At 41.3% G+C, this 15159-nt stretch carries 13 protein-coding genes and 2 pseudogenes; 5 read left to right on the top strand and 10 right to left on the bottom strand.

Annotation, left to right across the window (positions count from 1 at the left end):
• Positions 1 to 758: 758 nt before the first annotated feature.
• Positions 759 to 1245: pseudogene (locus AC6IZ0_RS08325) on the top strand (NAD(P)H-quinone oxidoreductase subunit N).
• Positions 1246 to 1421: 176 nt separating this feature from the next.
• Positions 1422 to 1961, top strand: coding sequence for a DUF3172 domain-containing protein (locus AC6IZ0_RS08320; protein WP_271732232.1), 540 nt, complete (start codon positions 1422 to 1424; stop codon positions 1959 to 1961).
• A gap of 24 nt (positions 1962 to 1985) precedes the next feature.
• Here the strand turns inward: AC6IZ0_RS08320 and AC6IZ0_RS08315 are convergent, their stop codons facing one another.
• The 3 genes from AC6IZ0_RS08315 to AC6IZ0_RS08305 all read right to left on the bottom strand — a co-directional run bounded on the left by AC6IZ0_RS08315 (position 1986) and on the right by AC6IZ0_RS08305 (position 4122).
• Positions 1986 to 2717, bottom strand: a complete 732-nt coding sequence (locus tag AC6IZ0_RS08315; RefSeq protein WP_497725768.1) for a GDSL-type esterase/lipase family protein — start codon at positions 2715 to 2717, stop codon at positions 1986 to 1988.
• An 88-nt stretch (positions 2718 to 2805) separates the two neighbouring features.
• Positions 2806 to 3681, bottom strand: coding sequence for a CPBP family intramembrane glutamic endopeptidase (locus tag AC6IZ0_RS08310; RefSeq protein ID WP_497725767.1), 876 nt, complete (start codon positions 3679 to 3681; stop codon positions 2806 to 2808).
• A 105-nt stretch (positions 3682 to 3786) separates the two neighbouring features.
• The gene (locus tag AC6IZ0_RS08305; protein ID WP_497725766.1) at positions 3787 to 4122 is read right to left on the bottom strand and encodes a hypothetical protein; all 336 of its coding nucleotides are present in this window, start codon (positions 4120 to 4122) and stop codon (positions 3787 to 3789) included.
• Here AC6IZ0_RS08305 and AC6IZ0_RS08300 point away from each other — a divergent pair.
• Positions 4106 to 4945, top strand: a complete 840-nt coding sequence (locus tag AC6IZ0_RS08300; RefSeq protein ID WP_497725765.1) for a prohibitin family protein — start codon at positions 4106 to 4108, stop codon at positions 4943 to 4945. The two genes, AC6IZ0_RS08305 and AC6IZ0_RS08300, sit on opposite strands and share 17 nt — an antisense overlap.
• 128 nt (positions 4946 to 5073) lie before the next feature.
• Entirely contained in the window at positions 5074 to 5715 is a 642-nt protein-coding gene (locus tag AC6IZ0_RS08295; RefSeq protein ID WP_497725764.1) for a hypothetical protein, read from the top strand.
• A 36-nt stretch (positions 5716 to 5751) separates the two neighbouring features.
• Here the strand turns inward: AC6IZ0_RS08295 and AC6IZ0_RS08290 are convergent, their stop codons facing one another.
• The 7 genes and pseudogenes from AC6IZ0_RS08290 to purC form a co-directional block, all read right to left on the bottom strand.
• Positions 5752 to 7035 (bottom strand): DNA cytosine methyltransferase, encoded by a 1284-nt coding sequence (locus tag AC6IZ0_RS08290; RefSeq protein WP_497725763.1) that lies wholly within the window; start codon positions 7033 to 7035, stop codon positions 5752 to 5754.
• A 20-nt stretch (positions 7036 to 7055) separates the two neighbouring features.
• Positions 7056 to 8219 (bottom strand): lipid-A-disaccharide synthase, encoded by a 1164-nt coding sequence (lpxB, locus tag AC6IZ0_RS08285; RefSeq protein WP_497725762.1) that lies wholly within the window; start codon positions 8217 to 8219, stop codon positions 7056 to 7058.
• A 172-nt stretch (positions 8220 to 8391) separates the two neighbouring features.
• Positions 8392 to 9211, bottom strand: a pseudogene (lpxA, locus tag AC6IZ0_RS08280) (acyl-ACP--UDP-N-acetylglucosamine O-acyltransferase).
• Positions 9212 to 9398: 187 nt separating this feature from the next.
• Complete coding sequence (fabZ, locus tag AC6IZ0_RS08275) at positions 9399 to 9908, bottom strand: 3-hydroxyacyl-ACP dehydratase FabZ (RefSeq protein WP_271732243.1); 510 nt, start codon at positions 9906 to 9908, stop codon at positions 9399 to 9401.
• Positions 9909 to 9968: 60 nt separating this feature from the next.
• Entirely contained in the window at positions 9969 to 10805 is an 837-nt protein-coding gene (lpxC, locus tag AC6IZ0_RS08270) for a UDP-3-O-acyl-N-acetylglucosamine deacetylase (RefSeq protein WP_497725761.1), read from the bottom strand.
• 93 nt (positions 10806 to 10898) lie between these two features.
• Complete coding sequence (locus AC6IZ0_RS08265) at positions 10899 to 13058, bottom strand: BamA/TamA family outer membrane protein (protein ID WP_497725760.1); 2160 nt, start codon at positions 13056 to 13058, stop codon at positions 10899 to 10901.
• Positions 13059 to 13230: 172 nt separating this feature from the next.
• A complete protein-coding gene (gene purC, locus AC6IZ0_RS08260; protein WP_497725759.1) occupies positions 13231 to 13968 on the bottom strand; it encodes a phosphoribosylaminoimidazolesuccinocarboxamide synthase in 738 nt (245 codons plus the stop codon).
• 650 nt (positions 13969 to 14618) lie between these two features.
• Between purC and AC6IZ0_RS08255 the strand changes: the two genes are divergently transcribed.
• Positions 14619 to 14894 (top strand): DUF7219 family protein, encoded by a 276-nt coding sequence (locus AC6IZ0_RS08255; protein WP_271732247.1) that lies wholly within the window; start codon positions 14619 to 14621, stop codon positions 14892 to 14894.
• The last annotated feature ends 265 nt before the right edge of the window (positions 14895 to 15159 follow it).

Here is a 15159-nt window from a genome sequence, read left to right as displayed (position 1 = left end):
GGGTAGGTAGTACTACACCATACCTTTAAGGACACAACTAGCTGTGTCTTTACTGTTTGGTGAATCCGTTTACTTTCACTCACCTGGTCACCAGAACAGCCACAAGCTTTTTTTTCTGGGCGAAAAAAACAACTCTTGGAATTTCAGAGCAATGCTTTTAAGCTTTGCACTTTGTGCAGTAATGCTTTCGTCCAAGCAATTACTTAGGCACTTTCTGGAGGCAGTGCTGTTAGTGGTCTTTGCCCTATCATTTGCTACTGCCGTGCTGTGGTGGGACTTAAGCGGTTTTCTCCCGCTCAGTATCCGTTAACTAAGTTCGATGCAATGTTATGAAACTAACATTACCCCTCAGTTTTTGCTTCACTCAACACTTTAATCTTAAACTACAGCTTAAGATTTTCCCTGGGTTTTCAGGGATATAGGAGTGAATGTAGTACAGAGTCGTTTATGGGCTGGGTTTATTTAGCCTCTAACTCTTTGTTAACCTGCGAGTTTTTCTAGTGTACCAGTCTCTGACAACTTTAAGATAAGTTTATTATTGCCCGGAGATGGTAAACATCTAAGATCCCACAGAAAATTGAGCAGTCAGTTTTTACGCTCGGAGGTCACAATCTAATATCATAAATCATCTATTGATTTTTGTCGAGAAATCTTTAAAATAGTTTTTGATTACAGGTGATGTCCTGAATACTTGAACCTAATCCTGCTTCAGGGTCAATAATAGAGATATCTGAGTGGGATAAGACGAAAGAAAATTTATGGCACTGATTACCACTGGCAACGCTTTCATTCGCGATCTGGAAAAATTTGGTTCCCTTGGTGTTTACGTACCTTTGGAAGGAGGTTTTGAAGGTCGATATCGCCGCCGACTGAGGGCTACTGGCTATGTCGATCTTCATATTACCGCCAGGGGGTTGGGCGACGTAGCTGCCTATCTCACAGGAGTTCATGGAGTCAGACCACCTCACCTGGGTAAAAAAAGCTCTAGTAGTGGTGCTGCGGTAGGTTATGTATATTATATTCCACCGATTGTTACCTACAATCTAGAACAGCTACCACCAAATTCAAAGGGGCTGGTGTTGTGGATCATTGAAGGCAATATTCTCGCAGATCAGGAAGTTGAGTTTTTAGCCACCTTACCTAGCTTAGAACCCAGAGTAAAAGTAGTAGTAGAGAGAGGGGGGCGCGTCCTTCCGTTGGCAACCTCTCAAAGACACATACTCTGCTAGTTATCAAGCTGTCTAATCAAGGGAACCATATCGTCGCTGGAAACTTGCTAAATTTCCAGTGGCGATGTCCCTCCGCCCTGTGCCCAAGGCGATCGCAAAACAGAACTACAATTAAGAATCGTCATACTGTCAAAGGGAGGCCAGTTGAGCTAACTCCCTACTTTCTCAGTGCTGAAGGTAATCAGAGCGAAAATGAGACGTAAATCTACTGGTAGACCAGCTAATACTTCTAAATCCTCGGCTTTACAATCCCCCTTGTTCAACATCTCTACTATCGCCATTTTGGCGGGGGTGCTGGTGTTGGGTATTGGAATTGGTATTGCCTTTAGTTCCACAACCACTTTAACCCCGGCAAATGTCGCTTCTCGTGAATTCATAGATACTAAAGCGCCTAACCCTGAGATTTGTGTGCAGTTTGGGGCTAGTGCAATGGTCATGGACGCGAGACTGTTTGTTACTCTCAACCCGTTTAATGTCTATGTTGCTCAACCAAGTATGCGTCCTGGGTGCGTTCTGCGCCAAAATAACTGGGCAATTTTAGAGCAACGTAACCTTGTATCATCAAGCCAAGTCAGAGAATGTAGGAGTCGTTTAAATACCTTTGGCTTTACAGGCAACTTGGACAGTGAAAACCCTGACATTAGATGTATTTACCAAAACCAAGCTGCTCAAAACTTTTTCACCTCTCAGCCCGGAGCAGTGACACAACCGCAAGAAACAGAGAGATTTTAGCGCCCTTGGAAATTGAGTCTAAATTTACACCCCCTCATGGGGGTTAATTTTTCCATTGGCCTTCTGATTGTAGGCTGCTAGTGCTTCCCAGTTCATCACGTCTGCTAACAAAGTTTGATAACCGAGGGTATTGGGGTGAAGACCATCTACACCTAAGCGCTGTAAACGCCACGATTCATCACGGGCCATCCATTGATCGAAAATATCTAAGTAAGGAATTTGCCGTTGCTGACAAGCAAGTTTAGTAACTTCTTTATAACGGTACTGGTCGCTGTGATTATAATAAAAGCAATCTAAAAAAGGCATTTTGCTTTCATCCACAGGAACCATCCCCACAAACAACACAGGGCAAAGTTTTTGTGCTTGTGCGAGCAGAGCAGCAATTTCGGTTTTAAATACAGCAAAATCTGTATAATTACGACCATGGCTACTTTTTAATCGGGCGGAATCATTCACACCGACGGAGAGAATCATCAGGTCGGGAAGCCGATTTCTTAATTCACCTCGATGGCGAAATTCTACTTCTAGCCTTTGTGCTACTTGCTGGGTGCGATCGCCTCTCACCCCCAAATTATATAATATATGACCAGAACTATCGGGCAACATCCACCAGCGCCGCAGTTGTTCAACCCAACCCCCTGTTTCTGGGTCCCCAAAGCCATAAACTAAGCTATCTCCTAGTGCAATAATTCTCAAAGACTGAAATGGCTTTGGTTGTACTACCAGCTGAGAGGAAGAAAGCTCGAGTGTTTGCATTTTTAGAACTATATTTTATATCTTTACAAGATTCTATACATTTCTACATCATTAAAGAATATATTTCTGTTGTTTGATTACACTAGACTTATGTATTTGCTTGGGATGCGTTGATTACGTAAGGGGTTGGTGCATTCTGGCGCGGCCAATTCCGGGATAAAAACCGAATTAACCCAGGCAAAGATATTAACATCAACAAAACTCCTACCCACCAACCAGAACGCAATTGTTCTAAGTTATCCAGCGATGAGGTAGTTTGTGGCTGATTAGAGAAAAACCCTGCTGTTAGTGCTAGTAAATTATTTAACCCATGACAGGCTATAGGCACAATTAATGTTCGGGTCTTGATATATAGCACACCCATGACAAAACCAAACATAGATAATCCCAGGAAATTTGGGTGTAAAATTCCAAACAGGACAGAGGAGACAATCAAAGCTGTACGGATACCCCACTTGGTAGCCCATCGTTGCAGTATAACCCCCCGGAAAATAAATTCTTCCGCGATGGGAGCCACGACTATAATTGCGATCGCACTCAGTAAATTGTCTAGTAAAGGTGCTGAACTGTGAGCAGAAGCATTGCTGGCTACTTGGCGCAGGAGTTCCTCTATAAAAGAAGGAGCGAACCACGACAACAGGGAAAATGAGACTAGATAGGCACTAAGTGAAAACACGATTACCATAAGAACTAAGCCCACCGTCGGTAACCATTTATAGTTCTTCGGCAGAATACCCACAACATACCGCAGATTAATTCCTAAACGATTGAAGTCTGCGAATATCCACAGGCAAAGCAATCCAAATATTAAAATATACAGCACCAGGACAACAACTTGATTATTAAGTGTGAGTCCGTTAATTCCTTGCACATAACCTAAACAAATACCGGACAGCAAGGATACCAGTAGACCCTTGGCGAACAGATAACGAACCCTGACCCGGGAAAATGGATTATGTATCATAAGTGCGAATTATTGCTGTAATGTCCTCAGTGTCTATATCAGTAACTTGAAGTTTTCCTGGATTATAGACTAATTTGCCTTTACATAAATAAAGTGTAGTATAGTTTATTCGCAATTGCGATAATTTTGCAAATCTACTGTAGAAATATGATTAGCAGGAACTAGTTTATAATGTTTTTCTTGAACGATTTTTACTTCACTTTCCTCTATTGCTAGTTCAAACATGGCAATTAAATTGCTATCCATAAATTGTGCTGATATGGAACGACTTAGCTGAGGAAATTTTTGATTACAATAGCCAATATCTTGTTTTGTTTGAACAACACCAAGCTGATCATTACCTGCTTTAGATTCTTGCAGTATAATAATATACTCTAAATTTATCACACCTTTGAGAGCGATCGCACCAATTATGGAGGGAAAAATGAGTAAAATTAGCATCAATCTTCAGAATAGATTTCCCTATGCAATTTATATTGCTGGAGGAATATTTATTTTATTTTTGGCAATAATTATGCGTCCTTTTGCGGTTATTAATGCGGGTGAAAGGGGTGTATTGATGCAGTTTGGCAAGGTACAGGATAGAGTTTTAGATGAAGGGCTACACCCGATTATACCCATAGTCATATCAGTTAAAAGAATTAATGTCCGGGTGCAAAAAAATACTTTCCAATCCGATGCAGCTTCTAAAGACTTGCAAACAATTACCACAGAACTTGCAGTTAACTGGCGCATTGACCCACTGAAGGTAAATCGCATTTATCAACAAGTGGGAGATGAAACATTAATTATTGATGGTATTATTACCCCAGCAGTATCGGAAGTTCTCAAAGCGGCTACGGCTAAAAAAACAGCCGAGGAAGTAATTACCAAAAGAACAGAATTAAAACAAGAAATTGATAGTAATCTAAAAAAACGTGTAGAGTCTTACGGTATTATTATAGATGACGTTTCCTTGGTAAACTTCTCCTTTTCTCCAGAGTTTAGTAGAGCAATTGAATCTAAACAAATAGCAGAACAGGAGGCTAAACAAGCAGAATTTATTGCTCAAAAAGCTACTCAAGAAGCCCAAGCTGAAATTAACCGGGCTAAAGGTCAAGCAGAAGCGCAAAGATTACAAAGGCAAACTTTAACACCTGAGTTACTGCAAAAGCAAGCTATAGAAAAATGGGATGGTCGTTTTCCTACAGTCATCACTGGTGATGGTACTTTACCTTTAATTAACCTTAATGCAGGTAGTTTATCTAGTGGAAATAAGCAGTAATAATTTTTAGCGATCGCTTCTGTGACTTGAACTATTAGTATGCGATCGCTATATTAAAAAAAAGGTAACAATAGGAATAAAAACTTTTTTATTTATCTCAAATTCAGAAATACAATAGTTTATAAAATATGTATAAGTGCTTAGGTTTTTCCTGGGATTTATCTAATGTCATAATTTTGATAGATTTTGTTAAAAGCTTTTTCATTATAGTAGGTGGAGCAATTGCTTTAGCTAGTTATAGAGGTCAAAATCGACAGAGAGCAATAGATAACAGCTTAAACTCTCTCAAAATGTTTGAAAAAACTATACAACACAAAGATATAGAGATTTGGAAAAACGTATATAGCAGGACTTATGAAGGTACCGGAGCAGATCCATATCATTTTATTGTGTTTTGTGAAGATAATAAAACAAAGCAAATACCAGTTTGCGACCTTTTTATCTCTGAGGGTAAGGGATTATGCCTTGCTCAATCAAAATTAAATGAAGATGAAGAAATTTGCGACCTTGAACTAGGTTCTATACGGCTTATAGCAGAGCAGCTAAATCTAATAGGTTACGAAGTTTTGTATGGAAATGTAGAATTAAGAATAATTTATTATGAATTAGGACAAATAATTGACATTATATATAAATGGATTAATGAAATACAAGACAAAGAAGTAAAAGCATCTGTACAGTTTATGTTCCCTTATTTCATGAAAATGTGCCGCAAATATAAACGAACTATAAATTCTATTCCTAGCAAAAGTTATGTTAATTTTTGCTAGGCAAATATAACTTTTGTGGGACTATTAGTTTTTATCTTAGTATTCGCTTATTTTTCTCCGCTCTATTATCTGGGAATCAACACCGTAATATTTAGCTGCTGCTGTCATATCTAAATTTAGTAACCTCTCATCTCCTAAATGTTTGATAATTTTGGGTTTATCTAACTTTAAATCTAAACATTTAATAATTTCTAACCCTACAGCTTTAGCCAATAAAGGAGGAACAGAATTACCCACTTGTCTAAATCCGTGCCATTTTGTCACATGAAACCTAAACCAATCGGGATAGGAATGTAACCGCGCTGCTTCCCGCACAGTAATACATCTGGGTATAAACGGATGTATAGGTCTAGGGGAGGTAAAAGCTCCGCGATTACTAGGTGTACCTGCTCTGAGAGTATTACAAATTCCTTGGGGGTCAAGTTTATAGAAGCGGCTAATTTTTTCGGTTGTACCAGGAAGTGTAGCTGCAAATCTGGTCATAGACTCTAAACTATGCTTTGTTCTTAAACTGGAGGTCAAGATGGTAGAGTCATAGTGACGTTGATATCCATAGTCATTATTTGCCGAATTTAAACCACGCAGTAATAGACCGTAATCACTCGGCTTTCCCAACTCTGCAACTACCCAATCACGTTGATACAATTCATCATATTTTTCAATCTCCGGTAAATCTTGCAATGCTTCCCAAACTGTGGGACTTAAGTTTAATTGATGAGAGAATCCTGATTTCTTTTGTTTAGCTGGTTGAGTAATGGTGTCTGGATAATTTGGTAGTTCTAAATCATGACGACAACCGAGAATAAATAACCGTTCGCGATTTTGGGGAACTCCAAAATAGGCAGAATTTAAAACCTGATATTTTTGTTTAACTTGATAACCATTAATCTCAAATTCATGAATAATTTGTGCAATGAATTCTTGATGTTTTCCCACCGTCATTCCTTTGACATTTTCCATGACAAAAAACTTGGGCTGGAGTGCTAATACTAATCTAATGTAATGAAATACTAAGGAATTTCTAGGGTCTTGAAAAGAACGTTTACCTATTAATGAGAATCCCTGACAGGGCGGACCACCAAAGATGACATCAATTTCTTGATTACCAATAGCCGAATTTTGTCTAATATGTTGACTGGTAGTTTCTTCAACAGGCTGACATAAAACAGTCCAAAAAGGAAAATTAAACTTGTGGGTTGCACAGTGGATAGGGTCAATTTCTACAGATGCTAATACATCAAAGCCAGCTTGTTCAAAACCGAGGGTCATCCCCCCAGCACCAGCAAATAAATCCACAGCGATAGGGCGGTTTTGTTTCATCTGCTTCTAGTTATTATTTCCTACTTTCCAAGACCTGGTAACATTTGCAAAATCTCTGCAGCAGCGCGATCGCATACACCTACCTCCCCCAACAGCTGACGCATTTGGGTATAATCTGCGAAAGTTTGCTGTCGGCGCTCAGGATTTAAGAGTAATTCCATAGATGCTTGGAGAATATTTTCCGGTGTCGCTTGTTCTTGTAGGAATTCTGGTACAATGGGCTTCATCACCACCAAATTAACTGGTGAAGCAAAAGGTATAGAACCTTTAAGAATGTTGCGAGCAATCCAAACAGTCAAGGGGTTGAGGCGATAAACCACAACTTGGGGCACATTTAATAAAGCCAGTTCGAGGTTAACCGTACCAGATTTAGTGATAGCCAGATCAGCGGCGGCAAATAGTTCTTTTTGTTGCTCGCACAGAATTGTCGCCCGTAAACCATAACGTTGAATAGCTGCTTCTATGGGTTGTCTGTAAGCTTCCAGAGATAGGGGAATCCAAAAATGGACGAATGGTAATTGAGCTTGAATACTTTGAGCAGCTTGAAAAATTACTGGTAAGAGGTATTTTAACTCTTGATGACGAGAAGCTGGGAGGAGTGCGATCGCCTTTTGTGCGGGTGGAATTTGCAATTTAGCCCGAGCTACTGAGCGACTGGGTGCATCTTGCATTCTGTCAACTAGGGGGTGACCAACCCACTGCACTTGTGCGCCATTCTCGCGAAAATAACGGGCTTCTTCTGGGAAGATAGCCAAGAGTTTATCTGTAAAGCTGACAATACGGGATGTATTACGTAAACCAATAGACCAAACCCACTCTTGGGGAGCGATGTAATAAACTACTGGTACCTGTGGTAAATGCTTTTGCATATAAGTACCAATGCCCAGATTAGGTCCCATATAATCAATTAGTATGACTAAATCAGGGGGGTATTGTTGCAAAAAAGCGATCGCCTGACGTTGTACCCTAATAGTAGGGAAAATATAAGGCAAAGATTCCACCAAACCCATAGAACCAATACCACTAGTTTTCCCCAAAATAGTAGCGCCCTGGGCTGCCATTTTTTCCCCACCCAGAGCCACAATTTCTAATTTTAAACCAGCGGATTGACGCTTAATTGCCTGAATCAGCAATGAGCCTTGCAAATCCCCAGATACTTCCCCTGTGCTGATAAATATACGCATTTGATAATTAATAAAAATTCATATTTAACAACGGATAAATAAGTAGTTACACTATACTGATAAAATACAGTATATTTAACGAATATAGGCACTACAGTGAATGATAAAACTATTCCGGGGTGGGAATGATGCCCGTTCTTGTCCATCTCACCCCAATAAAAGCTGTATAACTTCAAGAGTCATCATGGGGGCTGGTTTTTTTCCTTCCCGGAATTAACCCACGTCTTCCAGACATTTGAGAAAGTAGGAGAAAACGACGCAGGGATTGCAGTTGTTCACTGTCTCCGAGTTGTTCGAGTGCTTCTAAAGCCTCCTTAAAACTTAAACCAGAGCGATAGAGAAGCCGAAAAGCCTTTTTCAAAACTTGTAAATCCTCAGAACTCATCCCAGAACGTTTTAACCCTACTAGATTCAGAGTTCTCACCCGTGCAGGATTTCCCTCCACCAACATATAAGGAGGGACATCGCGGTCAATACGTGCCATCCCTCCGACCATTGCGTGTTGACCAATATGTACAAATTGATGCACCCCTAAAACTCCGCCCAACCTGGCGCGTGACTCTATATGGACGTGACCCGCCAATGCCACGGAGTTAGGAATAATCACGTGGTCTTCAATTATGCAGTTGTGAGCTACGTGTACATAAGCCATTAACAGGTTATTATTGCCAATCACCGTAGCCTCACCCGCCCCAGTAGCACGGTTAATAGTGACATATTCACGAATTAAGTTATTGTCACCAATTTTCACCCAAGTTGGTTCGCCAACAAACTTGAGATCCTGGGGTTCCATACCAATAGCAGCACCGGGAAAAATCTGATTTCGCGCTCCAATCTCACAAGGACCTTCTAGCACGACATGAGGGCCAATAATTGTTTCCATGTCCGACTTTGACATTAGCTCCAATCACAGCATAGGCACCGACTTGCACTGTTGGGTGAAGTTCCGATTGAGGATGAATTACAGCAGTGGGATGAATAAGCGTTTTCAAGGGTGAATCTCCAGAACTTTTTTAAGTGTAGAAACGCGATTAATGGCGTTTATACAATCAGTGGCCAAAAGTGTCGAGCAAAGCAAGTTGTGTGTAAGAGCAACGAAAATCTAGACTGGATGATGTTTTGTTATTTATGGAAGTCGAGCTTAAGAGTCAACCACGGCTTTACCCACTCGACAGCTTATTAGTTAATTCGAGAAAACATTAATTCGCCTTCAGTAGCAAGTTGACCGTCAACCTCTGCACGGGCTTGTACTTTAGCGAAACGACGTTGTTTTATCCACAATAGTTCTACTGTCATCACTAGCTGATCTCCCGGAACTACCTGGCGGCGGAATCGCACTTTATCGATACCAGCAAACACAAATAGTCCCTCCTCAAACCCTGGTAATTGCTTAAGAATAATACCCCCAACCTGTGCCATTGCTTCAACAATCAGCACTCCAGGCATCAGGGGACGTTCTGGGAAATGTCCCTGGAACTGTGGTTCATTGACAGTGACATTTTTAACGCCTACAGCCAGTTTTTCGGGAACATAGTCAATGATTTTATCTACCAATAGGAATGGGTAACGGTGGGGTAGCAATTTCTGAATTTCTTCAGATGAAAATGTGGTTTTAATTTCAGTACTTTTTTCTGGGGTAGATGTAGGTGTAGTAGTATCGGGACTATTCACTGGGGTGACAATTGCCATTAGCGCTGTGTTGAATTTGTAATTAATGAATTAAGTAGTCATGGGTGAAAACCTGAGATTTTAGATTTTACCCGATTCCTGTTCTAAAATTTTCCGAGCCAGTTGAATGTGTAAATTGTGGCTGGCTTTATATGCTAAGAAATGAGCTTGAGGAAAATTTCCCAATAAACTCAAATCTCCTACTAAATCTAATATTTTATGACGAACTGGTTCATTTTCAAACCTGAGTGGTGGATTTACCCAACCTTCTGACCCACAAACAAGGGCGTTATCCAAGCTACCACCCTTAATTAACCCGGTTTTCTGTAAGTATTCAATTTGGTGTAGTAACCCAAAAGTACGAACCGGAGCAATTTCCGCCACAAAGTTGTCACTCAATGACCAACTGTACCATTGGTTGCCAATAGCCGACAGTTCAAAATCAATCTCGTAACTAAAACGGGTTATTGATGCTGGAAGGGCGCAAGCAAAAGCATCATTTTCATAAATCCAGATGGGCTGTTTCACCACCAAGGGAACTGGTTTACTAGTTGGTTGCGACACTAAGCCAACTTGAGTAATACTGTCAGTCCAAACCTGTGCTGAACCGTCTAATAGTGGTACTTCTGGTCCATCAATTTCAATGCGGGCGTTATCGACACCCATACCGGCCAGGGCTGCTAATAAGTGCTCCACTGTGCGCACGCCAGCTTCACCTTGGCCCAATTGAGTAGAGAGCAGAGTTTGACTGACGGCGGTAACTTGAGCCGGAATGATTGGGAAATCTGGCAAATCCACCCGCACAAAGTACCGCCCACTCCCAGATGAAGCTGGGAATATGCGCACATGGGTACTCACACCACTATGCAGTCCCACTCCAGTTTGAGTGATTTCTCCTGCTATGGTGTGTTGTTCCATGAGCTAAAAGTTAATATGTGATTCATTTGCAGTTTCGGTGATGACCCCTTATCGGAATAGTATTGAGGCAAATGCCAAAATTAGCAAGTGCCGTTAAAACCTTTCACCAATACCAAAATTGATGCGACTATCGCCGTCATCGTTAATGCCGTAGTCAATCCGAATGGGGCCTAGTGGCGATTGTACACGCACACCCAAACCGTAACCGTAGCCACTACCGTTTTTGTTGAGGACGTTAGCCGCCTGAGTTGTGGTTCCTAAGTCACTACCGACATCAACAAACAGTGCGCCGTTAACCACTGAGAATACAGGGAAGCGATACTCAACAGAGGCTTGGACATAACTGCGTCCACTGGTTAAGGCTCCTTCTTCGTAACCCCGCACAGAGTTGCTACCGCCTAGGGTAAAAGCTTCATAGGGCGGTAAGTCACCCAGAATGGTTCCGCCTTGCACGTTAAAGGCTAGGGTTTGCGCCCCCGGTGCGAAGTTGGTCAACCTCACAGGTAAGTATTGACTATAGTTACCCCGGAGTCTGGTTAGAAAAATGCTACCTAGTCCCACTGGTACGGACTGATCCACACCAAAGCGTAGCAAAGAACCTGCTGTTGGTTGCAATTGGTTATTACGCAGGTCGCGCTGTGCGCCTAGTTGTAATAACACTAAGTCATCTTCACCTCCCCCTGAGAGGCTTAGAGGAACTGTTTCTGTGGGCACTCCATCCTCGAATACTGCGGCTCCTTCCGGTCTGATATTACCATCAGCATCACGGGTGGAAATTCGTTGATACTGCAATCCGGCTGAAGCACTCCATTCTGATCTTTCATAGGGATTGGGAGATAATGGACGGTTGAAATTAACACCACCACCTAATCGGAGAACACGAGGGCGATCGCCGTCGGTTTCACCTGGTTGAAATGTCCTTATATTCTCATCTTTGCCGTCAAAAATTAATGAAACTGAACTGCGGCGAAAAATATTTGTTGTATAAGAAGTTCTATAGGGGTCACCGGCAATCCAGGGGTCTGTAAACCGCAGATCAAAAAGCAGCTCCCGTTGTCCGATCTGTACTTCGGCTCCTAGGTTTTGGTTTCTTCCTCCTAGGTTTTGCTGCTGATAGCTTACAGTCCCAAATAATCCACTGGCAGAACTAAACCCGGCTCCAGCTGCAATAGACCCACTAGTACGTTCGGCTACGTTCACTACTACTTTTACCTGACTAGGGTCAGTACCAGGGTCAAGAGATATGTTGACATCTTCAAATAGCCCCAGTCCAAATACTCTCTGGAGGTCTGTTTGTACTATGTCCCGGTTAAATACTTCTCCTGGACTTAACTTCATTTCTCGGGTAATTATATATTCTTGGGTTCGTCCCTGAATTGGTTCTCCGTTTTCATCTACCTCCCGACCTTCGCGATCCTGGAAGCGGACCTGAATATTTTCTACCACCCCTTCGGCTATTTGTAGGGTGACAAGGCCGGTTTCCGAAATTTGTGGTGAGCCAATGAGGTTGGCTAATACGTAACCTTGTTCTTGGTACTTTTTAGTTAACTGCTGGATACCTGCTTGGAATTGTCTCAGGTTGAGGACTTGACCATATTGCTCACCAAAGACTGCATCCACAGTACCGGGAGCTAGTACCGAGGGAACATCAGTTCCCGGATTAGCTTGCACTTGTACTTTGGTGAGGACGGGGTTAAGTTGGACAATAAAGCTTACCCGTACGCCCACAGGTGTATCTTCTGGCACTGCTTCAACGTTGGCAAAGAACCCAGTGGCAAAGATGGCATTAATATCTTCTTGCAGTTCAGATCTGGTTGTTGTGCGACCTGGTTGAGTACGAATGACGCTGTAAACTTGCCTTTCTAGTTCCGGTGTTAGTTGTCCCTTTTCTGATCTGACAACTACTTCTGATACCAGTACTCGAGGTTCTGAGCTTGGAGTACTGGAATTTTCTCCACCGGGAGTAGTTTGAGCCGTGAGCACTGGGGGGGCAATTTCCGGAACCGAATCAACTTTCAGGCTTGTTAAGGTGGGGACAATTACTTCTGCTGTTGTCTTCTGGGATGATTTCACGGGGGTAACCGTGAACAAAGACTGATTTTTGGTTTCAATTGCTGACTGCTGATTGAACCCAGGACTAAAAACTTCTGTTGTCTGTTCTGAATTATTAATACTTTGGGCATTTGCACTCCCACAGATGCCTAGTGGCGCTGCAACTGCTACAAATGCCATCCATACCGGAGATAAACGCATGTTCTTTCAATTCCTCTATGGCTACGCCACGCAAGCTATCACATCCACACACCATTACTCTTATGCACAAGACCCCAGGTGCAAATCAAGTTGCTTCCTATTGCCTATTTACTGATGGTTCACAAAGCATCAGTCAAAAACTATTGATTCTGACTTTTTGCTTTTGACCATTTCAAGTTTTAGTTTCTACTGCTTTTAGCACTCTTTCTAATACCTCCTGGTAAGCATTTTCTACATTTCCCAAATCCCGACGGAAACGGTCTTTATCCATCACCCTCAAGTTAGGATCTGCTTCGCCTGTGTTCCATAAACGGCAGGTATCCGGGCTGATTTCATCTGCCAAGAGTATCTGCTGTTTTGAGTCCAAACCAAATTCTAGTTTGAAGTCTACTAGGGTAATGCCGCACTGCTGCCAAAAGCCCCGGAGAAATTCGTTGACTTGCAATGCTAGATTGTGAATTGTCTCTACTTGTTCCGGTGTTGCTAGTTTTAAGAGGAATAGGCGATCGCGTGTTAACAGTGGATCTCCCAACTGGTCATTTTTGTAATAAAATTCCACTAAAGGTTGTTTGAGCACTGTACCTATTGGTAATCCTGTTTGCTGACACAGACTTCCTGCGGCAATATTTCTCACCACTACTTCTAGTGGCACAATCTTCACAGCCTTGACTCGCATTTGATGCGGTTGAGGACTGTCAATATAGTGTGTTTTTATACCTTGTGTTTCTAATTGCTGAAATAGCCGGCTAGAAATGCTACAGTTAATTTTTCCCTTGTTGATAATACTGCCACGTTTCTGGGCATTAAAAGCCGTGGCATCATCTTTGAAATCAGCTAACAGGACTTCTGGCTCGTCCGTTGCATAGAGAATTTTAGCTTTGCCTTCGTATAACTGGGGATAAACAGACATGATATGAGATAAATTTGTACGCTGTGGGTAGTTTTCGACCTTTTAGGCTTAACTATTTTATCTTTTGTGCTTCAATATCCGCCATTGGTGCTGAGTTAGCTATAGTTGGTTAGCTGATATCAAGCACATACACCTGAAAAAAGGTGATCAAGGATAAAATATGTAATCAATTGACAAAATCTAGTTTATCATTTAATGATAATTTAATGAAATAAGTTCTCAACAATCAGACTATAAAACTATCATATTTTGCCAATTAAGTAAATACAGCAGATTACAGGTAAATGAGGTGCGAGTATTAATCTTAAAACTCCCGTAGGGTAGGAATCATGTCGCCCTACTGTATCTCACTTACACAAAATGTTCTGTAAATTGTTTATACAGCTTTTTGTCAAAGGTTTGAGGTTTGACTTAATGTTTGAAATTCCCAATCATAATTAACCATTTCTTGTCTCACCCCGGTATGATTAAAGTCTTAATGTAAACTAATTGGGTCTGAGAAAAAAAATTGAGGGTAGTTAATTATTTAGTTATATTAAAAACTTTCAAGTACAAAAAAACCCATGATTTTAGACAAAGAAGACAAGAATAAAAAAAGTTGCGTGGGATACAGTTCGAGAATTTATTGATGGAAAATAAACACAACAAAAATGGAGAAAAAAATAATGAACAAAGATGATTTTCTCTATCCTCGTGGACGCTACTATGGTCATGTCAAGCCGGAAAATTTGGTTTTTAATGCAAATTTGCAGGAATTTGCTCAACGTATCAGTTATATCTGTAATTTAGAGACTGGTGGAAAGCTCACCCCAGAAGAAGCTTACGAACAAATCAAAGCTTTATGGAAACAACTGAAAAAAACGAAAAAACAACTGCAAATTGGCAAAAGTCCCTTTCAAAATGATGATGGGGAAACTACAAGCTGAAGGAGTACAAATAGCAGGTTTATATAGCAAAACTCAAAAGTCCTATCCCATAGTCTCTAAGAGGATGTTTGATAAGTTTTCAACAGGTAATTTTTATCTTAGGGAACAGGGAACACATCGAACAGGGAATAGGAAGGATTGGGAAGGATTGGGAAGGATTGGGGAACACACAAAAAACAATAAAATCCAGTCCCCTCCCCTTACAAGGCTATCCATTACCCACATCTTTCTTAACATTGCTGGAAGGCAAACACAATAAAGGTTG

It is taken from the genome of Anabaenopsis sp. NIES-4685, assembly GCF_059725405.1.
This window is presented reverse-complemented; position numbering and strand designations above follow the sequence as displayed.